The 22,861-nt window shown below is 35.8% G+C and carries 24 protein-coding genes, 1 pseudogene and 1 other annotated feature; of the genes and pseudogenes, 12 read left to right on the plus strand and 13 right to left on the minus strand.

Annotated features, from left to right (window positions below; translation table 11 throughout):
• Positions 1-179: 179 nt before the first annotated feature.
• Positions 180-1,184: a tryptophan--tRNA ligase gene (gene trpS, locus DEX24_RS06490; RefSeq protein WP_109305604.1), complete on the minus strand. Its 1,005-nt coding sequence runs from the start codon at positions 1,182-1,184 to the stop codon at positions 180-182.
• 43 nt (positions 1,185-1,227) lie between these two features.
• Positions 1,228-1,447, minus strand: a binding site (T-box leader).
• A 382-nt stretch (positions 1,448-1,829) separates the two neighbouring features.
• Between trpS and spxA the strand changes: the two genes are divergently transcribed.
• The gene (gene spxA / locus DEX24_RS06495) at positions 1,830-2,225 is read left to right on the plus strand and encodes a transcriptional regulator SpxA (protein WP_186819642.1); all 396 of its coding nucleotides are present in this window, start codon (positions 1,830-1,832) and stop codon (positions 2,223-2,225) included.
• A gap of 708 nt (positions 2,226-2,933) precedes the next feature.
• Here the strand turns inward: spxA and DEX24_RS06505 are convergent.
• Entirely contained in the window at positions 2,934-3,581 is a 648-nt protein-coding gene (locus tag DEX24_RS06505) for an adaptor protein MecA (RefSeq protein WP_109305606.1), read from the minus strand.
• Between the two features lie 416 nt (positions 3,582-3,997).
• Here DEX24_RS06505 and DEX24_RS06510 point away from each other — a divergent pair, with 416 nt between their 5' ends.
• Positions 3,998-5,101 (plus strand): competence protein CoiA, encoded by a 1,104-nt coding sequence (locus DEX24_RS06510; RefSeq protein ID WP_109305607.1) that lies wholly within the window; start codon positions 3,998-4,000, stop codon positions 5,099-5,101.
• Positions 5,102-5,148: 47 nt separating this feature from the next.
• Complete coding sequence (gene pepF, locus DEX24_RS06515; protein ID WP_109305608.1) at positions 5,149-6,960, plus strand: oligoendopeptidase F; 1,812 nt, start codon at positions 5,149-5,151, stop codon at positions 6,958-6,960.
• Positions 6,961-8,522: 1,562 nt separating this feature from the next.
• Here pepF and DEX24_RS06525 read toward each other — a convergent pair.
• From DEX24_RS06525 to DEX24_RS06540, 4 genes are all read right to left on the minus strand, one after another.
• Positions 8,523-9,341, minus strand: a complete 819-nt coding sequence (locus DEX24_RS06525) for a DsbA family protein (protein ID WP_109305643.1) — start codon at positions 9,339-9,341, stop codon at positions 8,523-8,525.
• A gap of 5 nt (positions 9,342-9,346) precedes the next feature.
• Positions 9,347-9,742, minus strand: a complete 396-nt coding sequence (locus DEX24_RS06530; RefSeq protein WP_109305610.1) for a globin domain-containing protein — start codon at positions 9,740-9,742, stop codon at positions 9,347-9,349.
• Between the two features lie 187 nt (positions 9,743-9,929).
• Complete coding sequence (locus DEX24_RS06535) at positions 9,930-10,712, minus strand: lytic transglycosylase domain-containing protein (RefSeq protein WP_109305611.1); 783 nt, start codon at positions 10,710-10,712, stop codon at positions 9,930-9,932.
• A gap of 13 nt (positions 10,713-10,725) precedes the next feature.
• Complete coding sequence (locus DEX24_RS06540; protein ID WP_109305612.1) at positions 10,726-11,307, minus strand: CYTH domain-containing protein; 582 nt, start codon at positions 11,305-11,307, stop codon at positions 10,726-10,728.
• 142 nt (positions 11,308-11,449) lie between these two features.
• On the opposite strand from DEX24_RS06540, the gene DEX24_RS06545 reads away from it, so the two are divergent.
• The 7 genes from DEX24_RS06545 (at position 11,450) to DEX24_RS06570 (ending at position 16,806) form a co-directional block, all read left to right on the plus strand.
• Positions 11,450-11,833 carry a UPF0738 family protein gene (locus DEX24_RS06545; RefSeq protein ID WP_146192967.1) on the plus strand — a complete coding sequence of 128 codons (384 nt, stop codon included), beginning with the start codon at positions 11,450-11,452 and terminating at the stop codon, positions 11,831-11,833.
• A 21-nt stretch (positions 11,834-11,854) separates the two neighbouring features.
• Positions 11,855-12,535 (plus strand): GTP diphosphokinase, encoded by a 681-nt coding sequence (gene yjbM / locus DEX24_RS06550; protein ID WP_109305614.1) that lies wholly within the window; start codon positions 11,855-11,857, stop codon positions 12,533-12,535.
• The gene (locus tag DEX24_RS06555; protein WP_109305615.1) at positions 12,532-13,338 is read left to right on the plus strand and encodes an NAD kinase; all 807 of its coding nucleotides are present in this window, start codon (positions 12,532-12,534) and stop codon (positions 13,336-13,338) included. Before yjbM ends, DEX24_RS06555 begins: the two co-directional genes overlap by 4 nt.
• A gap of 1 nt (position 13,339) precedes the next feature.
• Positions 13,340-13,558: a hypothetical protein gene (locus DEX24_RS17760; protein WP_346214761.1), complete on the plus strand. Its 219-nt coding sequence runs from the start codon at positions 13,340-13,342 to the stop codon at positions 13,556-13,558.
• 50 nt (positions 13,559-13,608) lie between these two features.
• Positions 13,609-14,241, plus strand: coding sequence for an RluA family pseudouridine synthase (locus tag DEX24_RS06560; protein ID WP_346214774.1), 633 nt, complete (start codon positions 13,609-13,611; stop codon positions 14,239-14,241).
• A gap of 572 nt (positions 14,242-14,813) precedes the next feature.
• The gene (mgtE, locus tag DEX24_RS06565; protein WP_109305616.1) at positions 14,814-16,190 is read left to right on the plus strand and encodes a magnesium transporter; all 1,377 of its coding nucleotides are present in this window, start codon (positions 14,814-14,816) and stop codon (positions 16,188-16,190) included.
• 322 nt (positions 16,191-16,512) lie between these two features.
• Entirely contained in the window at positions 16,513-16,806 is a 294-nt protein-coding gene (locus tag DEX24_RS06570; RefSeq protein ID WP_109305617.1) for a hypothetical protein, read from the plus strand.
• Between the two features lie 64 nt (positions 16,807-16,870).
• Here DEX24_RS06570 and DEX24_RS06575 read toward each other — a convergent pair whose 3' ends face one another.
• The 3 genes from DEX24_RS06575 to DEX24_RS06585 form a co-directional block, all read right to left on the minus strand.
• Positions 16,871-17,314: a GNAT family N-acetyltransferase gene (locus DEX24_RS06575; RefSeq protein ID WP_109305618.1), complete on the minus strand. Its 444-nt coding sequence runs from the start codon at positions 17,312-17,314 to the stop codon at positions 16,871-16,873.
• A gap of 5 nt (positions 17,315-17,319) precedes the next feature.
• Positions 17,320-17,832, minus strand: coding sequence for a 2'-5' RNA ligase family protein (locus DEX24_RS06580; RefSeq protein WP_109305619.1), 513 nt, complete (start codon positions 17,830-17,832; stop codon positions 17,320-17,322).
• A gap of 80 nt (positions 17,833-17,912) precedes the next feature.
• Positions 17,913-18,635: an alpha/beta hydrolase gene (locus tag DEX24_RS06585; RefSeq protein WP_109305620.1), complete on the minus strand. Its 723-nt coding sequence runs from the start codon at positions 18,633-18,635 to the stop codon at positions 17,913-17,915.
• Between the two features lie 100 nt (positions 18,636-18,735).
• On the opposite strand from DEX24_RS06585, the gene DEX24_RS06590 reads away from it, so the two are divergent.
• Positions 18,736-19,281 (plus strand): phosphatidylglycerophosphatase A family protein, encoded by a 546-nt coding sequence (locus DEX24_RS06590; protein WP_109305621.1) that lies wholly within the window; start codon positions 18,736-18,738, stop codon positions 19,279-19,281.
• A 504-nt stretch (positions 19,282-19,785) separates the two neighbouring features.
• Here the strand turns inward: DEX24_RS06590 and DEX24_RS17475 are convergent.
• From DEX24_RS17475 to DEX24_RS17485, 3 genes and pseudogenes are all read right to left on the minus strand, one after another.
• Positions 19,786-20,124, minus strand: a complete 339-nt coding sequence (locus tag DEX24_RS17475) for a hypothetical protein (RefSeq protein WP_246131441.1) — start codon at positions 20,122-20,124, stop codon at positions 19,786-19,788.
• 23 nt (positions 20,125-20,147) lie between these two features.
• Positions 20,148-20,336, minus strand: coding sequence for an AAA family ATPase (locus DEX24_RS17480; RefSeq protein WP_246131443.1), 189 nt, complete (start codon positions 20,334-20,336; stop codon positions 20,148-20,150).
• A pseudogene (locus DEX24_RS17485) lies at positions 20,310-20,723 on the minus strand (ATP-binding cassette domain-containing protein); the annotation flags it as partial. The pseudogene DEX24_RS17485 and the gene DEX24_RS17480, both read right to left, overlap by 27 nt.
• A gap of 75 nt (positions 20,724-20,798) precedes the next feature.
• Here DEX24_RS17485 and DEX24_RS06605 point away from each other — a divergent pair.
• The gene (locus DEX24_RS06605) at positions 20,799-21,401 is read left to right on the plus strand and encodes a TetR/AcrR family transcriptional regulator (RefSeq protein WP_109305623.1); all 603 of its coding nucleotides are present in this window, start codon (positions 20,799-20,801) and stop codon (positions 21,399-21,401) included.
• 180 nt (positions 21,402-21,581) lie between these two features.
• On the opposite strand, the gene DEX24_RS06610 is transcribed toward DEX24_RS06605, so the two are convergent.
• Positions 21,582-22,694 (minus strand): YhgE/Pip domain-containing protein, encoded by a 1,113-nt coding sequence (locus DEX24_RS06610; RefSeq protein WP_109305624.1) that lies wholly within the window; start codon positions 22,692-22,694, stop codon positions 21,582-21,584.
• Positions 22,695-22,861 lie beyond the last annotated feature (167 nt).

Consider the following 22,861-nt stretch of genomic DNA (forward strand, 5'->3'; position numbering starts at 1 on the left):
ATAAGTAGTGCGTTACTTGTCGGCGGAAAGCTTTCGCTATTTCTAATTGTCTAAAACATGAATTGTTTTAATACCCCAACATATATAATAGAACCAATAAATAATCCCGTATGATTTCGAAAAATCATACGGGATTTTCTCTGTTGAAAATACGTTTGTCTCAGGCTCTTTATTCTGTTTTATTTTTTGCGTTTTACTTGGCGACCTAAGCCCATCGCTACTTCCATACGTGTGACAGTTGCAGAGGCAATCGCATTGGCTTTATCGCGCCCCGCATCTAATATTTCGTCTAATTCTGGAGAATCAATTAATTCATTGTAACGTGCTTGAATTGGTGCTAAATGTTCGATTACTGCAGCAGCAACGCCTGCTTTGAAGTCACCGTAACCTTTACCATCATATTTTGCCACGACCTCATCAATCGATTTATTCGTTAGTGAAGATTCAATGATTAGCAAGTTTGAAACACCTGGTTTGTTTTCAACATCAAAACGCACAATACCTTCAGAATCAGTAACAGCCGATTTTATTTTTTTCTCTATTTGTTTTGGTTCATCTAAAATACGGATTGTTGCCTTTGTATTATCATCAGATTTGCTCATTTTTTTTGTAGGGTCTTGCAGTGACTTGATACGTGCGCCATTTTTTGGTAATTGAATTTCTGGCATCACGAATGTTTTACCGTAGCGTTTATTAAAGCGTTCTGCAAGATCACGTGTTAATTCAATATGCTGTTTTTGATCGTCGCCAACAGGTACAATATTTGTATTATATAGCAGAATATCGCCAGCCATTAGCGGAGGGTAAGTTAGTAATCCAGCAGAGACAGAAACACCTTCTTTTGATGATTTATCTTTGAATTGTGTCATACGCTCAAGCTCACCAATCGTAGCAACACATTGCAGCATCCAACCGGCTTGCGCATGAGCTGGTACTTCTGATTGTATGAAGAGCGTGGATTTATTGGGATCGATACCTGCTGCTAAATAAGTGGCAGCTAGTTTACGGATATTAGCATGTAGTTCTTTGCTATCCTGTGGCATTGTAATGGCATGTTGATCGACGATGCAGAAGATACTATCGAAATCATCTTGAAGCGCTACAAACTGTCGAAAAGCGCCGATATAGTTACCTAGTGTAATGACACCTGTTGGTTGCACGCCTGAAAAAATTTTTTTCTTCATCATAAATTCCTCCTCAAAATAAAAAACATCATGCGTCCCCTAAAAAAGGGACGAATGATGTTAATAATCCGCGGTACCACCCAAGCTTGCCAATAAAATTGGCCACTCTACCTCGATAACGAGAGGCCACTCGAGCTTCACTACTACAAATTTCATAAAGCTGGCTCCGAAGTCCATTCGATACTATATACAATCTGTTTACAGCGACCACAGACTCTCTATATGTATATAAATTACCTACTACTCTTCATCTTCACCTAAATATTAATGAGTGAATTATAGCTGACATTTAGAATAAAAGCAAATTTTGGTCAGTGTAATAGGGTGTATGAAGCTTGTGATAGCGCCTTTTAATCTGAAAATCTAAAAAGTTATTTTCATTTAAGGAACTCTAAATGAGAATAAAAATATTCGAATAATAGGTTTAATTATGCTTTTGAAAGGGAAATATACATTTATGCCAGTGATATATACATGTAATTGGCGTTATATATACCAATAATTACAAAAGAAAAATTTTTCAAAAGGTATATTCAAAATAAAAAATATGTTGTATAATGAACATAGACCTCTTTATTAGATTTATTCTAATTTAATAATAGAATTACAAGTGCTTCATACATTGGAAAGGATGTGCTAGTTATGATAGTAACATTATTTACATCTCCTAGTTGTACTTCTTGTAGAAAGGCAAAAGCTTGGTTAGAGGAACATGATATTGCTTATACTGAACGTAATATTTTTGCAGAACCTTTAACAATTTCTGAAATTAAAGAGATTTTAAAAATGACTGAAGATGGCACGGATGAGATCATCTCAACTCGTTCAAAAATCTTTCAAAAGCTACAAGTGGATTTAGAAACAATGCCACTACAGCAGTTATATGAATTAATTCAAGAAAATCCTGGGCTTTTAAGACGTCCAATTATATTGGATGAGAAACGCCTTCAAGTAGGCTATAATGAGGATGAAATTCGTCGTTTCTTACCTCGTAAAGTTCGTGCTTACCAATTACAAGAAGCTCAAAGAATGGTCAATTAATATGACTGTTATTATATAAATTAGCTAGCTATCCATTGGAGGATTGCTAGCTTTTTGCTTTGCCTGAGCCTAGCCGTTTTATCGCTAGTTAGTGAAATACCACCTAATCATTTCAATAGCATGAAAAAGGGTTCTATTAAAATGACATGAATCACGATTAATGTTCTCACAAATTATGATTCATATTGTTTGGAGAACGCAAATGATGTTTGCGGGGATCTTCTAAAAAAGGTTCTACGTCAAATCGAGGGCACTGAAAAAGTCCACTTATGCACAGATAAGCGAGGACAGGAACGGATTTCGTTCCTGTCCTCGCTTTTCCTCGTAGCCGTTGATTCCGTTCCGGCGGACGCTTTTCGCGGGCACGGCTCCAGCCTTCTCCCTCGCTTCGCTCAGTCCGGGTGCTTCCGCTCGTGCTGTTCCCGCAGAAGTCGCCGCCTGCACTCCATCAACTTGTACTATTCATGGGTTAAAATGTGGTCTCGCCCGGTCACGGACCATCCTGTATAATAGTAGTTACTAATTAAAGGTGGTGCGACCATGAATCGGTAAGCGTTGTGCTTTTGGTGTTACATACCACAAGCTCGCGTCTCCTGCGAAAAGCCGTCGAGCAGAGGATGGAGTGCTTGAAAACCCAAACAAACAGTAGAGAACCCTAAAAAAGACAATAAAAAAACATGTAGCAATAATTGCGCTACATGTTTTTTGTTAGAAAAATTCTCTTGTTAGCTTGAAGCTATCAACTTCCATGATGACTTTACCATACTCTTGAAGCAGGTGAATCGTTTTTTTCGATGGTGTTGAAAATTCGCGAATTGGGCTTAAATAATCTTGTTGTTGGTCAATATCGCTCAATGAGCGTAAATCGATATACAAGTAATATTGGTCGTCCATTACATACAATTCATTTATAGCATCAAAGCTTTCTGAAATGGATGCGGCAAGTGGAATCATATCGTCAAATTGAGCGAGCTCAAAAACAATTTCTTCGAGTAATACTGCCTCTTCTTCCGCGAACTCAGCCTTCATATCGGCAATGGACTCATGGTCAAATAGATTACCAAATTGGCCGTCTTTGTTTGAAGCGTCGAATGGTGCTTCGTTAAAGAAGTCACCTGGATTACTTACGACAGTTACAGTAAGCTCCAGTCCAACCTCTTTTGCAACTACTTGAATCCAAAGTGGACCATTTATCTCAAATTGATCATCATTAAGTTCATCCATCATAACCCAGAAAAGTTCTTCTCCTTTATCTCGGTTATACCAAATCTCATCTTTAGTAAAGCCACGTTCTTCGATGTCATTGTACGAAATCGCTAGCTTCAAGGTATTTTCATTAATACGTTCAATATCCATACTTAACAACTCCCTTCGGCTATCTCGTATCGAGTAAATCCCTTGTGGATAATGTTGTACTATACTCTATCTCTATTGTAATTCTAAGTAGCCAAAAAAGAAAAGAAAAAGTCCTTTTATAACTAACAGTATATGAATTGTATTGAACATTGTGTTTAAAAGCAACTATTATTGTTTAATCCACTTGAATATCCACATTTTAAGAAAAGTAAAATCCTAATAAATAACATAATTTTCTATAAGTACGCCAGATTTATTTTCTCGAAAACAACCGTTTTTACAATAGGGCTATCAATTAATAGTCATTTCTCGAAAATCCCTACTAATTGAGCTTCAAATCCCATAAATAAAGGTTTTTCTGACGTTGAGAAAAAAGAGACAATTGTTTATTATAACTTGTAACGGAGGTGTGGGAAATGTTAACCGCTTTAAATGCAAAAAAACAAATTGTTCGCCTGACCTATTCTAGTTCAAAGGAAAAACTTCGGGAATTACGAAATAAGGAATTCTTTTATTGCCCTGCTTGCAAACAGCCCCTTACTTTAAAAATTGGAGATGTCATAACACCCCATTTTGCCCATATAAAAAATAATGACTGTTCTACATTTGCTGAAGGGGAAAGTGAGCAACATATTTTAGGTAAGCATCAGCTCTATAATTGGTTGAAAAATCAATCAATGCTCGTGAATTTGGAGCAGTTTATCCCTGAAATAAAGCAAAGGCCAGATTTAATTGTGAAACATGGTGCGATTCTGACACCGATTGAATTTCAATGTTCGTCCATTGCTCAAAGTCTGGTTAGAAAACGGAGTGAAGGGTATAAAAAAGTGGATTTACAACCAGTATGGCTTCCTGTATCGAAGGGAAGGTTTTACAAAGGGTTACAAAAAATTCAGCTATCACCATTTTATAGTCAGTTTATTGAAGGACAACGCTTAATTACATACGAACCAAAAAATAATTATTTTCATCATTATGAGCATATTATTCCGATAAGAGGTATTAGTTATCTAGCCAACTGCAAATCTGTACATGCATCGATACAAAAATTTCCATTTATCCAAATGAAGCACTATACGCTCAAAGATTGTTATGATTTTTATCATCGATGGCAACTTGAGAAACTACATTATATTAAACAAAAAATTCACTATAATCGTCAAGGAATTCGTGAGCCGTTTTTAAAAGCGTGTTACGATGCGCAAAAATCGCCGTTAGCACTACCAAATTGGATTGGTATACCGACTTTTAAACAAAGACCAAAACATGCCGTAGAATGGCAGCTAATTATTGTGAACAAACTAAAGAAAACAACGAGTAATTTACAACGACTCCCTCATGATTTTATCGATGTTTTTTTATCTGAACATAAAAATTTCCAGATTACAGCACAAGAAGTACGCACCTATCTATTATTTTTGTCATGTTATAATCCTCAGTTGATTCATGAGGATATTAAAATTAATTCGATTATCGAAGAAATATACAGCCAATATGTTGCATTAAAGTTTGATAATTGAGAAAATAGTAAAGAAAGATATTATAGTGGCTACAGGAGGAAAATGATATGGCAGAAGTAAAAAAAATCCCGACTCGTGAAGAAGTTCCCACAGCATTAACTTGGAATTTAGAAGATATTTTCCAAACAGTAGCATCATGGAATGAAGAATTCACGGCAATTTCAACATTATTAGAAAAAGCACCAAGTTTTGAAGGCACATTAAAAAATGGTGCGCAGGCGATGTTAGAAACGCTTCAATATCGTGATGAAGTGTATACTCGAATTGGTATTTTATACACATATGCGCATATGAAATCCGATCAAGACACAACAAATAGTGAATTCCAAGGATTGGAAGGGCGTAGCCGCTCGTTGATTGCGAAAGTGAGTACGGCATTATCATTCTTAACGCCGGAAATTTTATCGTTATCTGAAGATTTGATTAAAAATTACTTAGAAGAAAATGAAGCATTACGTTTGTACAAGCATGAGTTGGAAGAAATTAATGAGCAACGTGAACATGTACTACCAGCAGAACAGGAAGCCATCTTAGCTCAAATGAGCGAAGTGACTGGAGCGTCTGCTAATACATTTGGTATGTTAAATAACGCAGATTTAGAATTCCCAGTCGTCAAAGATGAAGAGGGGAACGATGTACAATTAACGCATGGTAATTATGTTCAATTCTTAGATAGTGCAGACCGCTCAGTACGTGAGGCGGGTTTTAAAGCAATGTATGAAACATTTGGTAAATTTAAAAATACATTTGCTACAACACTATCCGGCAATGTGAAAGCCCATAATGTATCCGCTAAAATTAGAAACTATGATTCAGCACGCCATGCAGCGATGTCTAATAATAGTATCCCTGAAAAAGTATATGATCAATTATTATCGACAGTTCACAATAATATTGGCTTAATGCATCGTTATTTGGATTTACGTAAAAATGTTTTGGAAGTGGATGAACTTCATATGTGGGATGTCTATACACCACTTGTGAAAGAAACAACAATGAAGGTTACGTATGAAGAAGCAACAGAACATATGTTAAATAGTTTTGCAGCGATGGGCGATGATTACGTAGGAATCGTGAAAAAAGCGCTTGCAGATCGTTGGGTTGATGTTGTAGAAAACAAAGGGAAACGCAGCGGTGCCTATTCATCCGGTTCATATGGCACAAATCCATATATTTTAATGAATTGGCAAGACAATCTAGATAATTTGTATACATTAGTTCATGAATTTGGTCATAGTGTACACAGTTATTACTCTAGAAATAATCAACCTGCAGTTTATGGAGATTACTCCATCTTCGTAGCGGAAGTCGCTTCAACTTGTAATGAAGAATTATTAACGGATTACTTACTGAAAACAGTAAAAGATGATAATTTACGTATTTATATTTTAAATCATTGGTTAGATTCGTTTAGAGGAACGATTATTCGTCAAACCATGTTTGCTGAATTTGAGCATATTATTCATGAGATGGATCGTAATGGCGAACCATTAACTGCCGATACATTATCTGCTAAATACCATGAGCTAAATAAATTCTACTTTGGAGATAACATGGTAAGTGATGATGAAATCGCGCTTGAATGGGCTCGTATTCCACACTTCTACTATAATTATTATGTCTATCAATATGCAACTGGTAAATCTGCTGCAATCGCATTGAGTAGCCAAATTTTAAATGAGGGTGAAGTAGCTGTAGAGCGTTATGTGAATAATTTCTTAAAAGCGGGTTGTTCAGATTCTCCAATCAATGTGTTACGCGCAGCAGGTGTTGATATGGAATCAGCTAAACCGATTGAATTAGCATTTGAGCTATTTGAAAAAAATCTTGCTGAATTAGAAAGATTATTAGCAAAATAATTTCCATAGAGTCTGGGACAGAACAAAAATAGTCTGTCTCCAATACGAATAATCAAATCAATTGAACGCGCAGAAAGTATTTTTCGAAGCGGACATGGTTTGAAATGAATAATCCCGTATGATTTCGAAAAATCATACGGGATTTTTTCTGTTGAAAATACGTTTGTCTCAGGCTCTTTTTTATAGTTTTCTATCAATTGTTGGAGGGTGTCCTATAATGCCAACAGTTCATACATTAAAAAACATGAAAATGAAATATATGTAGAGGGTTTGATGCTTTTTGTACAAAGATTTTATTGAATCGGCAGTATAGAAAAAGTGACGTGATTTGAACGTGTCAAATCACGTCATCTCACTATTTGATGTAGAAACTTGTTTGCGAAAATAACTTAGTACAGAGTACATGAAAAGTTGTTGTTATAAAACAGAAAGCGATTATATAACAGTTTATTATTTTCTAATAAGAAATGATAGTAAATGAGTAGCTTTTCTATGAATAAAGAGGAATGACAAAAATTTATGCTCTTTTATAAAGTAATGGGGATTTTTTACTTTAAAATGGTAATGATTTGAATAGGAGGATTTTATTTTTTGTCGGATTTTATAGGTTTTCTGAATAGCGATTTTGTTATCGCTTTCAATATGTCCAATATGTGAACATATTAGAAAAGCGTTGCTATATATAGGATTAAGTGATAAAGTAATAAATGTGAAATACATCACAAACAAACATACACCCCTTTGTTTGAACGTGAACATTTCTCCCATCCCCTTTGTGAAAATGAGCGCTCTCGTAGAGTAGCTCATTTTATTTTTTTGTATTTTTTCGGTATTCGTAAAAAAATGAAACAGACGATAATAGAGCTAACTATCGCGAAAATAGATAAATAAAAAGAAATTCAATCTAAAAAACAGATATATTACCATAGTTGTATTTATAAAAAACACTTCATTAATTAGTACAGTATACATAAAGAAAGATTATTTTCTTTACGAATAGATGATTATAAGTTAAAAAAACATATAAAAAGGTTCTGTATCAAATATGAAGGTGAATGAAATTGGGTGTTCAATTTTATTCACCTTTTTAATTGAGCACAGATGAAAATAAACTTTTTTATACAGTTATATTAATACTATTTTCGCGCTCAATCGATTCCATCATTTAGAACGGTATGTTGTACCTTGTCTAAGGTCCAATAAACGGAACGACAATAATGAAATCGATCTGTGACTATGACAGGTGAACTTAGATGTCCCATCTTCTCAGTAATTGATTTGAATCGCTTGATGCCAGTTCTTTAATAGTTGAGACTAAAACATCGTTTCACTGCCCAAATAGACTTCATCTAGTGTAGCTTACCTTTTTATGTTTATTTTAGGTATGTTCATCATGATTAACAGAAATAGTGCAATACTTGTCAATTGAAAACTTTTGTTATGTCGAAACATCTAGACAAACATGAATTGTTTCGACACCATACCTGAATATAATAGAATTATAAAAAGTCCCTTCTATCAGACATGAGGTCTGTTGGAAGGGACTTTTTGAATATATGAGATCAATAGGCTTTTAAACGAAACAGAGAATGGTTTTTGCAGTTAATTCGTTCAACTTTTTGTTGCAACATATTTTTTTTGAGTTCACGCTCTGCAGCTTTTTCAGAAATATTATAAATACTAGCGACTTCTTTCACCGACAAAGTGTGGAATTTATTGAAAAGCTCTTCAATCGTGGGTGGTTGGTTTTGTATTAATTCGATATCAAGCATTTCAGATAAAATATGTTCGTATACTTCAAATGAATAAGTTCCAGAAACTTTTAAGCCTTCATCTTCAATATTTTCATTGAAAAATACAAAACTAGGTACTTCTTGTACACCCATTTCACGTGTAATACATAAATCACCTTGGAATGAACGAGAAGCCTCTAATGAACGGAAGTCAGTTTCAAATTCTTCCAAGTCCAATAAGACTTCTTTAGCGATTTCAGTCAGCGTATTACAAGATAATACACTTTTTTCATCTATTGTATAATATTCATGAAGTTTCATTAAGTAGCGATAACCGGCTTTTTTCCCTTGCAGTTCTGCAGCTTTTACAGCAATTGAAGGGAGGACTGGATGTGTTAAATCAACCAGTTCTTCTTGACTCGTACAATTATTAATACGGTGACAAGCAACGTTCAAAGAAGATAACTCCGTACTTAAGATGAAACGGAGCGAAAAATATTGTCCGTAATTCACTTCAAGTCGTTTAATTGTAGAATGGAGAGACCAACTATCTGGATGCAGCAAATCGATGAACACATAAAGTTCAACTGGCTTGCTACAAGATGCTGGCTGTGAAGCAGGCTCCGAAACTAATTGTAAATGATTCACTACTGTCATACCTCCTCGTCATGATCCGGTGCATTAATCATATGGTGTGCGGTAAGGACGAGCCTTTTGAAATAAACTTCACGGATTTTACCGTCCAAGCCTACTTCGTCCATCGCTTCTGACATGCATTCAAGCCATGCTTGCGCTCTTGCCGGTGTAATCTCAAAAGGATTATGTCGCGCTTTTAGCATCGGATGACCGTGTTCCTCTGTATATACATTTGGACCGCCTAAATATTGAATTTGAAATTGAGTTTGCTTGCGCGCTGTTTCCGTCATTTCTTCAGGAAAGATCGGCTTTAGCTGTGGATTTTTGGCTACCTTAGAATAAAAGATAGAAATCATTTCTTCCAGTGTATCCGCACCGATTTCCTCGAAAGGAATTATAGGTTTTTGAGTCATGAATAATGCTCCTTTGCTTTAGCTGTAACTCTATAATAGCAACATGCATTCTTTTTCTCAAACAAATGGTTTCAAGAAGATATTTTTGGGTAAACATTTTCTCTATAAAGTCACTCGTAGCCTACGATGAACGATAAAATAAAAAAATGCAGTAATCCATTTTTTAAGCGGATTACTGCATGTTCTATTAAGCTTTGTATGATGTCATAATTTTATTGACATAGTTTTGTGTTTCAGTAAATGGCGGGATACCACCGTATTTATTAACATTACCTGGTCCCGCATTATATGCTGCTAGCATTGTACTATAGTCACCGAACTGATCAAACATCTGTTTTAAATACTTTGTGCCGGCCATAATATTTTGCTGAGGATCATAGACGTCAGTAACACCTAAATATTTTGCAGTTGCAGGCATAAGTTGCATCAAACCGCCAGCGCCTGCTGAGCTCGTTACTTTAGCATTAAAGCCAGATTCTTGTTGAATTACAGCTTTGATCATCTTCTCAGGAATCCCATATGTTTGGGAAGCTTGTGTGATTATGGTATCATAAGCTGTTTTTGGCGTTTTTGTAGTAGATTTTGTCGCAGTGACGGCCTCTGTGCCTGTATATAGAGCATTATTTTTATAAGTATTCATATAATTACTGTACATAGAAGTAGGAGAACTTGCATAAACACTGCCGAGTTCATTATTTTGTTGAGGCAGCGTGTTTGTCAGAGAACCTAAGAGAGATGACAACATTTGTAACGGATTAGTATTAGCGGATGTTGCGTCATTTACGCCGTTCATTAAACCAAGTGTTTGATTGGAATTTGGTAATCCGGAATTTCCGTTTAATGCTTGTGATAATAAGCTTGAAAAATCACTTGTACCACTAGAGGGTGCAGTAGAATCGCCATTGGAACTTGCATTCATTTGTGACATCGCTTGAAGTTGGATGAATTGTTGTAGTGCTGAAATATCCATTATACATACTCCTTTATTTGTTAATTGCTTTCATAAAGCGTGCCAGTTTTTTATCAGCTGGACGAAGTGGGATTTGTTGTTCTTTTAATAGATTTTCAAAAATATGTTTTCCTGTTTCTTCATGCTGTACTTCATATTCGAGTTCATAGTCTTCTTGACATGCATATTGAGAATAATCAAAAACAAGTAAACCATCTTTATAGTTTATTTCGGCTCGTGTTGTCGAAAGTGTACCTAAAAGCTGTAAATCATTCGTATTTATTTGTAGTGCATTTAATCGCTGTTGGACATCGACAGCAAGAATCGAAGATTGCCCATCTAAAATAGTGGTAACGACGTCATCACACAGGAAATCCGTCGTTTCAACTAGCGCAATTCCTTGTTGTGGTTCCTTCAATGTTAGTTCGTTGCGCGTCGGTAATTGGCGAATACGCAGACCACAACGCTTGGCACGAAGTTGACCGTCAGGTGTATCGAAATAATGATTCTTTTGAACATGAAAATCTGTTTGTTCAATAGAAAAAAAATCACAAATTTGTTGAAACTCTTCTTTTGTAAGCATATTTTTAAATTCAATTTCCAGTTGTTGAGACATATAAAAGATTCTCCTTTAGCAGTGAGTAGACTGCTTTTAATTATTTTAATGTTTTCTGAGTCGAAATAAGCGAATGATACTATAACTATTCTACCGTATTATGATAAAATATATGGGACATACTTGGAAGGGAAGATGAGCATTGCGAAATAATTATGTAATAGAAGAAGGAAAGATGATCAATCAAAAAATCCATTTCACATTGAAGACAACGCCTAATAGCTCATGGAAGCCTGCAGGTAGAGTAATTACAGATTCAGATGATCTGGCATTTATCTATACAATTGATGAAAATGATGCGTTTAGCTATCTTGTTTTTAAGCAACCACTATGGAATTCGCTCGTAGCCGTTATTGAATCGGAAACAGATCCAGTTGTCGTTGTAGAAGATCAGCAAATCGTACTTACTGGATTCTTTGATGAAATACAGTCATTAATTTATAATATAGAAGGTAATTCAAATTACGGAGATACATTTGTAACAGCTGTTGAGAACGTATTCGCAGCTATTTTAGAAGAAGCCTAATAGACACTAGGGGGTCTTGTAATGGGACAATGGGATCGATTTTTGCAACCCTATAAACAAGCCGTGGATGAATTGAAAATTAAACTTAAAGGGATTCGCACGGAGTTTCAAAAAACTAATCAAACTTCACCGATTGAATTTGTAACAGGTCGTGTCAAACCGCTAGCAAGCATCTATGATAAAACGATGGAGAAGGGGCTCATCTTCGAACCGTCAACAAAACTTGCACATGAGTTGCAAGATATAGCGGGTGTTCGAATTATGTGCCAATTTGTGGATGATATTCATACGGTAATTGATTTATTGCGCCAAAGAAATGATTTGAATATTGTAGAGGAAAAAGACTATATAACGAATTCAAAAGCGAGTGGATATCGCTCCTATCATGTAATCGTAGAATATCCTGTCGCTACAATCAAAGGTGAAGTGCTCATTTTAGCAGAAATCCAAATCCGTACATTGGCAATGAACTTTTGGGCTTCCATTGAGCATTCATTAAATTATAAATATAAAGGTGAATTTCCAGATGAAATTATGACACGTTTACAAAGTGCAGCGGAAGCAGCATTTAGACTCGACGAAGAAATGTCACTAATTCGTAGTGAAATACATGAGGCACAGAAATACTTTACAGAAAATAAGGAGCTACCAAAGCCACTTGTCCATTCCAAACGTGAGAAAGGGGAGCAATCGAACGTATGAAATTTGCCGTCCAATCTAGAAATGATCCACAATCAAATGAAATTGCCAATCGTGCGATTTCCTATTTAACGGACTTTGGTTTAACGTTTGATGAAGAAAAACCCGATATTGTCTTGTCAATTGGTGGTGATGGAACGTTACTTCATGCATTTCATCGCTATACGCATATGTTAGCAGATGTCGCATTTGTCGGTATTCATACGGGGCATTTAGGATTTTATGCAGATTGGAAACCAGCGGATCTTGAGAAGTTAGTTATCGCCATTTCTAAGGATGAGTTTCGCGCCATTGAGTATCCATTATTAGAAGTAACGATTAACTACCAAACATCAGATGAAAACTTCACCTATTTAGCACTGAATGAATCAACAGTGAAGTCGTCAGAAGTCACATTGGTGATGGATGTGGAGTTAAATGGTCGCCGTTTTGAACGTTTCCGCGGAGATGGTTTATGCGTATCGACACCTTCAGGGAGTACGGCTTATAACAAAGCACTTGGTGGAGCAATTTTACACCCATCACTAGACGCGCTACAAATTACTGAAATGGCCTCCATTAATAATCGTGTCTTTCGAACCGTGGGATCTTCCCTTATATTACCGTCACATCACTCCTGTGTGTTAAAACCCGTAAAAGCAGAAGATTTTATGGTGACGGTCGATCATGTGCAATTACTGCATAAAAATGTTAAATCAATACAATACCGCGTCGCAAAAGAAAAGGTTAGATTTGCTCGTTTTAAAGCATTTCCGTTTTGGCAACGAGTACATGACTCCTTTATTGATAGCGACTTAAAGGACTAAAATGGATAATCGATATTCTCTTCAGTTTCCGATTGAGGAACCGCAATTATTACGAACGGCATTAACGATTTATGGTATTTCAAAAAAAGGACTTACAGCCATTAAGCATCGTGGAGGAGAATTGCTCGTCAACGGCGTAGAAAAAACAGTGCGACATTCTTTAGAGCGAGGGGATGTAGTTACCGTTATTTTCCGCCAGAAATACCGAGTGATAAAATAAATCCATCACCCATCCCACTGAATATTGTTTATGAGGATGAGGAGCTATTAATTGTTAATAAGCCACCTTTTTTAGCGACAATACCATCCTATTTACATCAAGAAGATAGTGTAGCTAGTCGTGTTGTTGCCTATTTTTCACAACAAAATATTGCTTCTACAGTGCATATCGTTAACCGTTTAGACCGTGATACATCGGGGTTAATGTGCATTGCAAAGCATAGTTATATTCATTATTTACTTTGTGAGCAACAAAAACAGCAGCTAGTACACCGTACGTATGAAGCATTAGTCGAAGGGCATATTGCCAAAGATTACGACGACATTATTGCACCAATTTGCCGTAAAGATGGTAGTATGATTGAACGTATTGTGTCGAAAGATGGTCAGTTTGCGCATACAAATTATACCGTTGTGGAGCGTTTTGCAGTAGATAATCAGCAAATGACGAGGGTACGACTGACATTATTTACCGGACGCACCCATCAAATTCGTGTTCATATGATGCATATTGGGCATCCTCTTGTAGGTGATGTTCTTTATGGTGCATCAGAACAGCATTTAAACCGTCAAGCATTGCATGGTGTGTCGCTGAAATTAACCCATCCAATTACACAACAACATATGGCTTGGGATAGTGAACTACCAACAGAAATTCAAAGTATAGTGGATGCGAAAAATTAAGCAATGCTTTTATGGGGAATTATTTTTGTTGCGACATGTGTGAAAATCCATAAAATAAAGGGTTCTTTGCAAAATTTTTACGTTCACTCCCTATAGAAAAGTTGAAAAGATTTCTTTCTTTTCGACTTTTTTTTTATGAAGGGCATGGACGAGTTAGAATTCTTTGATTGTAGAGACGGTGATTCATATAGAGAGGTAAAACTATGTCTTTTCTTGATGATTCGATGAGTGGTTGTAACAAACATTACCCCCGATGGCATATGACAAAGTCCTTTTGCCCAAGCCTTATTTATGCTTTACAGGTTTGATCTAGTAGAATGTAAATAGGGAAAAATGCTGTTAATTTTTTGTGAAACATTTGTAAAACAGCGAATGACTGTCGAAAAATAGCGTATAGTGATACGATAGATTGAGAAACTATATTAAAAAATGGTTCACTTTTTCTACATTAGGTACTATTATAAGTAAGTGATTTAAAAGTAGGGTGATAATCCTTCAAATGATTTAAGGATTCCTCGATTACAAATAGTAGCAAATAAAATCGTTTTTACGCCCGAGAGGAGGGGACATGCATGATAGATGAAAGAATGGAAAAAGATGAGGTTCAATTTGATGAAGAGCGTCTCGTATCATTATTAGAAAATGGTGCGACGGATGAGTTTCATAACGAATATTTAAACCTACATCCGTATGATCAGGCACAGTTTTATGAAAAGGTGGGCCCTGATATAAGGTCGATTATCTATCAGTACTTGTCTCCAAAAGAAATGTCAACTGTTTTCGAGGCTTTGGAGTTAGACGATGAAAATTATGAACCGTTTATCGATGAGATGGATAGCTCATATGCAGCGCAGATGATTTCAGAAATGTATACGGATGATGCTGTTGACGTACTTAATGAATTAGATAAAGATAAAATTAGTCACTTTTTAAAAATAATGGACAAAGAGTCCGCCGAAGATATACGAGATCTCCTCTATTATGAAGAACATACGGCCGGTTCGATTATGACAACGGAGTATGTAGCCATACCAGAAAACTCAACAGTACGCTCCGCAATGACAATCATGCGTAATGCAGCACCTGACGCCGAAACTATTTATTATATATTCGTTGTAGATGATCAAAACCATCTAGTTGGCGTTATTTCATTACGTGATTTAATCATTGCTTCAGAAGATACACTCATCCATGATTTTATGAATGAACGTGTCGTTAGTGTTCTTGTAACAGATGATCAAGAAGATGTCGCTCATATTATGAAAGATTATAATTTCTTAGCTGTTCCTGTGATCAACTCAAAACAAGAAATGCTCGGTATTATTACCGTCGATGATATTATTGATGTTATTGATGAAGAAGCAAGCGAAGATTATTCAAAATTAGCTGGTGTTGCGGATATGGATACTTTTGATTCCAATCCTTTAATCGCGGCCAAAAAACGATTACCATGGTTAGTTGTCCTGTTGATTTTGGGTATGATTACCGCCAATTTAGTTGACCTTTTTACAGGTACTTTAGAAAAAGTTGCATTGTTAGCAGCATTCATTCCCTTGATTGGTGGTACTTCGGGTAATAGTGGTACGCAGGCTCTAGCAGTCGCAGTCCGTGGTATTGCTACAGGTGATGTTACGGGTGTCAACAAATTTAAACTACTCATACGTGAAGCACTAACTGGTATAGTAATGGGGTTGGTATGTGGTGCAGTTGCTTTTATAATTGTTTATATGTGGAAATCAGAAATGTTATTAGGTTTACTAGTAGCAGTCGCAATTGCTTGTTCGATTTGTGTCGCAACGATTGCTGGTTCATTTATCCCATTATTAATGCACCGACTAAAAATTGATCCTGCTGTAGCATCAGGTCCATTTATTACTACGCTAAACGATATTACATCTATTTTAATCTATCTAGGCATTGCTACTCTTTTCATCGAAAAATTAATGTAAAACCTTCGAGCTTTGCGAGTTAGTCGCAAAGCTCTTTTATTTCGAGTTCTCTACTATTTGCTGGAGATTTCCCACACTACTAACGCTGCTTAATAGCAGTATTTCATACTAAAATTAACGAATAGAAGAAGTGGCGTGATTTAAAAGAACCAATTTTGTATAAAAAAATAAACTGTCTTTTCAGAAAAATGACGTCATAAAGGAAGCTCGTTAGTGGTAGTAGAGAAGTACCTATGTTAAAATTGTTGTAGATAGATCGTTTGAAGTCACTTTTGTAAGCTGTGCTATGTATAGAGTATAGATTTCATGAGGAGGCATTCGTATGGGCTATATATTACCAATTACACCTTATCAATCAATGCAATATGCTGCAATTCAACAAATGGGGACGTATAATTACTCTCATATTGAGCATTTGCAAAGGGTGAAAAAACAGTCGCATTTTGAAAAAGAATTAGAACGTCATTTGGACAGGGCGACAAGTGAGCAACAAAAAATTGAACGTATGAATCAATTGCACTTACCCTATTCGATGCCAATCATTATTCAACCACCAAAGGAAAAGAGTATTGCAGAAATTACTGGAAAAGGAAATATTGTGAATACGTATGTGTAATAAATTATGTAAAAAATGAGCATATTATTAGCGATTCTTCGCTAATAATATGCTCATTTACATGTTAGTCATTTGTCATTTTCTTTTCCATCGCACGAAATGGTGCACCACCATCAATGAATTCAGGAGACGTTACTTTATAATCCTGTGTTTCATAAAAAGGCACAGCATGTGTTTGAGCATGGATTTTAATAACGTCTATATGATAATCTTTTACATAATGTTCTAATTTTTCCATCATTCGCACACCGACTTGTTTGCGTCTATATGCAGGTAAAACACATACACGGTCGACTTTTGCTACATGATCATCAACAATCCGTACACGACCAGCAGCAATGGGCTGATCATCACAATAAGCGACGATATGTTGTGATACTGCATCAAATACATCTTGCTCAAGAGGGGCAGGAATTCCTTGCTCCTTCACAAATACCTCTTGTCGAACAGAGAATGCATCCTCTAATTCCTGTTCGTTTTGTACAAGTTTGACACGAATATTTGCCATGTTAGTTATTGCTCTTGCAACCTATACGTTTCGTAAACTGTCCATGAACCATTTTCTAATTGATATAGGATGTGGATGCGGTCAATCACTTCGGTGAAATCAATTTTTGTCATGCGAAGTTGGCCATATATATCGTCGAGTTCATCGCCTGTAATCCCTTGTGCCAATGTAATATGAGGCACATATTGGTACTGTGATGAGCCACCAAAATCGCTATCATGTAATGCTTTATTTAGATTATACAGTTCTTCATCTGCATCAACTTTTAAATAAATGACATTATTGATAGGCTTGAATGTACCAACTTTCGGGATATTAATAGAAAAAGCTTTGGCATCTTTCGTAATATTGAATAGGTAGTCAGCGGCAGCTTTTAGGCCAGCTTCATCTGTTTCCACTTCACCAAGAATGGTAATATGTGGCGGTAGTTGGGCATAATGTGAATCGTATCTCATACGATATGAGTTTGCAAAATCTTGTACTTCTTTCGAAGGAAAAGCAACGATACCATATTTCATATATAAAACCCCCATTGATAATATATTTTCTTGTCAATAGTATAGCAAATAGCTATTAGAAATAGCTCGGTTCAGCTATGTCATTTATGAAAAAGTCGCATAATAGCGTTAGGAAGATCAGGCTTCCATGTTTTCCACGTATGATCGCCGGGCAATTCATTATAGTCATAGTCGATTTCTTGCTGCTGAAGAAGATTTTGTAGCGCGCGATTAGGTGTCAAAAAATCCTTTACTTGACCGTCTTTCGTATGAACCGTCGTCTCGCCTTTACCAATCGCATGATAGATGGAGTAATCGATATGTTCAGGCAATGTTTTCACAAGTGCTAATACTTCTGGAGTTACTTGAGGTGAATGTAAAATAGCTTGTCTAAATACTTCTGGATATTCGATTAAAGCTAATAACGAGACGGTTGCGGCTTGAGAATCTCCCATCAAAATACGTTCATTTGGTTCAGGTGAAATGGAGTAATTCTCCTCCAAGTAAGGTATTAATTCCTCCGCTAAAAACTGTAAATAGGCAGGATGTTTGTCGCCAGTCGGCATATACTTTTGACGACGGTCTTCACTATTTTTATAAGGTATACCCACAACAAGATATTCATCGATATCGCCATCTTCTATTTTTTCATCCAAAATACGTGAAAGGCTACCAAGTTGAAAGTAGTCATTACCATCAGATGCAATCGCCACAGGATAGGTCATCATCGGTGTATAGTCTGCGGGTGTATAAATGAGCAGTTTCATATCCTCTTGTAATGCAGTGCTGAAAATTGTCGTAGTTGTCATAGTACCCTTATTCATTTTTTTAAACACTCCTTTTACTATAGGTAGGAAAATTGTATCATAGTACTAGGTGACTTACATTAAGTTAACTGAATTAGACAGAGAGAAGGTAATTTACATGAACAAAGTAATCACTCACCTATCATCGGCAGAAGTTTCAACTGCTGCTAGGGCTGCCTTAGAGCGTCGTGGCGTAACATTAGTAGATATCGCTGAAATTGTATATGAGATGCAATATACATATAATGATGGGTTAACAATCAATCAGTGTGTAGACTCCGTTGATCAAGTATTACGTAAACGTGAAATTCAACATGCGTTATTAGTTGGTATTGAATTAGATGAGTTGGCAGAAAAAAATATGCTGTCACAACCCTTACAACAACTCATTGCTACAGATGAAGGTTTATTTGGTGTAGATGAAACAATCGCCCTCGGTGCTGTCTTAACATATGGTAGTATTGGTGTCACAACTTACGGTCATCTAGATAAACATAAAATGGGTATCATCAAACAATTAGATACGAAGGTTGGCAATGGTGTTCATACCTTTTTAGATGATTTAGTAGGAGCAATCGCTGCTGCAGCGTCATCAAGATTGGCACATCGCATTCGTGATTTGGAAGAACAGGGCATTGTATTAGATGCTTCTGTAATTATCTAATATAAAAAGAGCCTAAGACAGAACAAAAATAGTATGTCTTCAATACGAATCATCAAATCAACTGAACGCGCGGACAACCTTTTTCGAAGCGTAAATGGATTTTCTCTGTTGAAAATACGTTTGTCTCAGGCTCTTTTATGTTTAGAATGGTAATTTTTTGAATTTGAAGACAATTATGCTTGCGATATAGAATAAAATACCGATGACGATTAGTATGACAAGTTTCCAAATATAGTTGTCACCAGCCAAAATAGTAGATATATCAAAAAGGCTATTAATCGTAAGTTTTTTTAAGAAGGCGAGACTGGTATCAATTGATGCCATTAATTGTAAAAAATGTTATAGGGATACCAGCGCCTAATGCTAATGAATTTTTTGATAAATTGCAAAGGCTGGAGAAAAAGAAAGAAATACTACTAATAGCAAACATTAAAAGAAATTTCACCAGGAATATAGCCGATTTCTTTTTTTATTGCTGCAAAATCGTGCCAAGCATCTAAGCCATCAATTGTAATATGACCATTTTGCTACCGCCCTCTCTTTATTCGTATAAAAACGCATAAAATGATTTTCTAAACTGAACGGGATTTCACTATAATTGGTAATCGAACGACTGGCCAAAATTTTTATGAACACAGCAATATTCTCTGGCATACAACGCACGATGACTTTATACTCTTGCGCTACTTTTTCTGTCAGAGAGAAAATAGTCGATTGTGCATGATTGGTTACAAATTGTTCAAAAGAAGCAGTCGTTTGAAAGTGGATTATTAATTCCTTATGCATTATTTTTAGCAGTTGTTGTTTGTTGAATGATGTAATAAGTTGTCCATCCTTAATCATCGAAATCTCATCGCATATAGCATCTACTTCTGTGAAAATATGGCTGGATAATAAAATTGTTTTCCCACGTTTTTTTCTTCTTTAATAAAATCAATAAAATATTGTTGCATAATAGGGTCTAGTCCACTCGTGGGTTCATCTAAAATCAGCACTTCTGGGTCATGTAAAAAGGCAGTGACAATAGCAAGTTTACGTTTTGTACCAAGTGACATACTTTTGATTTTAGGCGAAGCATCTAACTCAAAAAAATCGAGTAATTTGTCGCACTGAATACGGTCAGTAAGTTTACGTAAATTCATCATCATCTTGATCAATTGATGGCCGGTAAGGTTGTCAGGTAATGCCACCTAACCCGGTAGATAACCGAGTATTTCTTGAATAGTGGCAGCATTAGTCCAACTATCCAAGTGATTCACTTTCACGCAACCTTGCTGTGCATGAGAAAAGCCCATAATATGCCGAATAGCGGTTGTTTTACCAGCACCATTCGGTCCAAGAAAACCATAAGTAACACCTTTTTTTACTTCAAACGTAATATCAAATATACCGCGATCATGACCGTAATCTTTCGTCACATTTTTTAACGTAATGATGGACATGAAAACTGACCTCCTTTAAAATAAATAAACTGTTGATTAAATTATAGAATAAAGAGCAAAGTGAGTGGATAACTGATGGACCGACGTATTATTAAAACGAGAAAAGAGATTCGCCAAGCACTTATTGAATTGATGAAAGAAAAAGATTTTGAAGCAATTACTGTATCGCATATTGCCGATAGAGCAAATATTAATCGTGGAACTTTTTACTTACATTATATAGATAAATATGACATGTTAGATAAATATGAAATAGAATTATTTATGAAACTAAAAGATATTGCCTTAGTCTATGTGACAGATGATATTACAATGGAAGAATTCATCAATACGAGACATTCGACGATGGTGAATATTTTTAAATGTTTAAAAGAAGAACGAGAATTATTAGCTATTATTTTGCAAACAAGAGGTTTTTTCTCGTTGCAAGAACGTATGATTACTATTTTTACTAAGTTCCTCCGTTCATCACTACCCGCATTTATTAAAGATTATAAGTCAAAATATCCTTTAGATTTTTTAGCTGTTTTTGCTAGTGGCAATTTTATTAGTACGATTCAGTATTGGCTCCAAACAGACATGGAATATTCGCCTGAAGAATTGGCTCAAATTGTCTGGGATATTTTTTCAAAAGGCCCATTAGGTGCTCTTGGGATTGATCTACCTAAAAATAGTTAATATAAAGAGTCTGAGACAGAACAAAAATAGTATGTCCCCAATATGAATAATCAAATCAATTGAACGTGCAGAAAGCGTTTTTCGAAGCGGAAATTGATTGAAATGAATAATCCCGTATGATTTCGAAAAATCATACGGGATTTTCTCTGTTGAAAATACGTTTGTCTCAGGCTCTTTTTATTAGGCTTGTTTGTGTGTCAGTTGTTTTAATATGAAAACAATAAAAGCTATAATAGTTAGCCATATAAGAACAATCGCATTTTTATTGAAGAGATCTTGACCAAAGAATAAAATATCTTTTAGACCATCAATTAAGAATTTCATCGGTAACCATGGCAAGATATAATGTGCGTAAAAGTCTGGTAACATCTCAGGCGCTAATTGAATAAGCGGTAAACCAAAGAACATGAGCAAAATAAAAATCGCCATAGCTGGCATACCCAACCAAGAGAGTGTCGCTAAAATAGTAAAGAGGAAGGCTAAGCAAGCTAATGAACTAAATAATGCGACCGTATTAAATGATTCGAACGAATAACCAAGCATCCAAGTAGTTGACCAAGTAATAAAATAACCGGCAAATAGTGCATAGACAATTGCAATGGCTGTTGTTGCTAAAGTGAATTTGCGTTGCTGTGCAGTTGATGTAAAGATTGATTTTGTTAGAGCAAAATAAAATAGTACGGCTCCTAAAATACTAGCAAACCAAAGTGGTTGGAAAAAAGCAGTAGGAGCTGTACCCAATTTTCCGACTTCATTTATAATAATGGCTTCATTTTTAATAGGTGTTTGTAATAAAGCAACCTGAGCTGGTTGAACTGTCATTTTGGCTGCCGTCATTTTATTAAGTATTTCGACACTCATTACAGCATTGAGTTGTTTGACAATGCCATCTAAAGCCGAGGTCATCATGGTGGCAACTGTTGTATTAGCTCCCTGATTTACGTAAGTTTTGATGATGGGTTGAGTAGGTTTTGGCGTTTGCAATGTGGCAAACTGTTGTGAAAAATCCTTTGGAATAACGATGCCACCATAAACATCTTTATCAGTCATAGCTTTTTTCATAGCTGATACAGACTGATACTGTTTAAATTCCAAAGTATCAACGCCAGATTTTGCTAATTGCTTTTGCAAATTCGTAACAAGCGTTTGGCCCATTTCGCCAGCATCTTCTGATACAATCGCAGTAGGTAAGTTTTTTGGTGACATTTTAACAGCTGGGATTTGTGTACTTAAAAAAATAAGTCCAAGAACAATAACAGCGATAAAAGGCAGAGCTAAAAATTTTTTTTGCATGGTAGTTCCTCCTATAAATGAATCTTGTTTTACTATAATTTTGTTTCACTAAAATAGCTATCGGCAATATACAGCATTTCGTTGATTAATGGACAATATAGTGTGAATTGTTCATTATTATAGGTGGTTTTTGCTATGTAGTTTAATGATAGAATACATTAAGATAG

Origin of the sequence: Kurthia sibirica, from assembly GCF_003143975.1 — a bacterium.
Lineage (GTDB): Bacteria > Bacillota > Bacilli > Bacillales_A > Planococcaceae > Kurthia > Kurthia sibirica.

Bases quoted from the DNA above. Each gene is read 5' to 3' on its own strand.
- DEX24_RS06575 (WP_109305618.1), bottom strand. From the start codon at position 17,314: ATGGCAAATATTCGTGTCAAACTTGTACAAAACGAACAGGAATTAGAG.
- DEX24_RS06580 (WP_109305619.1), bottom strand. From the start codon at position 17,832: ATGAAATATGGTATCGTTGCTTTTCCTTCGAAAGAAGTACAAGATTTT.
- DEX24_RS06540 (WP_109305612.1), bottom strand. From the start codon at position 11,307: ATGTCTCAACAACTGGAAATTGAATTTAAAAATATGCTTACAAAAGAA.
- DEX24_RS06585 (WP_109305620.1), bottom strand. From the start codon at position 18,635: ATGAATAAGGGTACTATGACAACTACGACAATTTTCAGCACTGCATTA.
- DEX24_RS17475 (WP_246131441.1), bottom strand. From the start codon at position 20,124: ATGATTAAGGATGGACAACTTATTACATCATTCAACAAACAACAACTG.
- DEX24_RS06530 (WP_109305610.1), bottom strand. From the start codon at position 9,742: ATGACTCAAAAACCTATAATTCCTTTCGAGGAAATCGGTGCGGATACA.
- DEX24_RS06590 (WP_109305621.1), top strand. From the start codon at position 18,736: ATGAACAAAGTAATCACTCACCTATCATCGGCAGAAGTTTCAACTGCT.
- DEX24_RS06535 (WP_109305611.1), bottom strand. From the start codon at position 10,712: ATGGATATTTCAGCACTACAACAATTCATCCAACTTCAAGCGATGTCA.
- DEX24_RS17480 (WP_246131443.1), bottom strand. From the start codon at position 20,336: ATGTCACTTGGTACAAAACGTAAACTTGCTATTGTCACTGCCTTTTTA.
- trpS (WP_109305604.1), bottom strand. From the start codon at position 1,184: ATGAAGAAAAAAATTTTTTCAGGCGTGCAACCAACAGGTGTCATTACA.
- DEX24_RS06610 (WP_109305624.1), bottom strand. From the start codon at position 22,694: ATGCAAAAAAAATTTTTAGCTCTGCCTTTTATCGCTGTTATTGTTCTT.
- DEX24_RS06505 (WP_109305606.1), bottom strand. From the start codon at position 3,581: ATGGATATTGAACGTATTAATGAAAATACCTTGAAGCTAGCGATTTCG.
- DEX24_RS06555 (WP_109305615.1), top strand. From the start codon at position 12,532: ATGAAATTTGCCGTCCAATCTAGAAATGATCCACAATCAAATGAAATT.
- DEX24_RS06605 (WP_109305623.1), top strand. From the start codon at position 20,799: ATGGACCGACGTATTATTAAAACGAGAAAAGAGATTCGCCAAGCACTT.
- DEX24_RS17760 (WP_346214761.1), top strand. From the start codon at position 13,340: ATGGATAATCGATATTCTCTTCAGTTTCCGATTGAGGAACCGCAATTA.
- DEX24_RS06570 (WP_109305617.1), top strand. From the start codon at position 16,513: ATGGGCTATATATTACCAATTACACCTTATCAATCAATGCAATATGCT.
- mgtE (WP_109305616.1), top strand. From the start codon at position 14,814: ATGATAGATGAAAGAATGGAAAAAGATGAGGTTCAATTTGATGAAGAG.
- pepF (WP_109305608.1), top strand. From the start codon at position 5,149: ATGGCAGAAGTAAAAAAAATCCCGACTCGTGAAGAAGTTCCCACAGCA.
- yjbM (WP_109305614.1), top strand. From the start codon at position 11,855: ATGGGACAATGGGATCGATTTTTGCAACCCTATAAACAAGCCGTGGAT.
- DEX24_RS06510 (WP_109305607.1), top strand. From the start codon at position 3,998: ATGTTAACCGCTTTAAATGCAAAAAAACAAATTGTTCGCCTGACCTAT.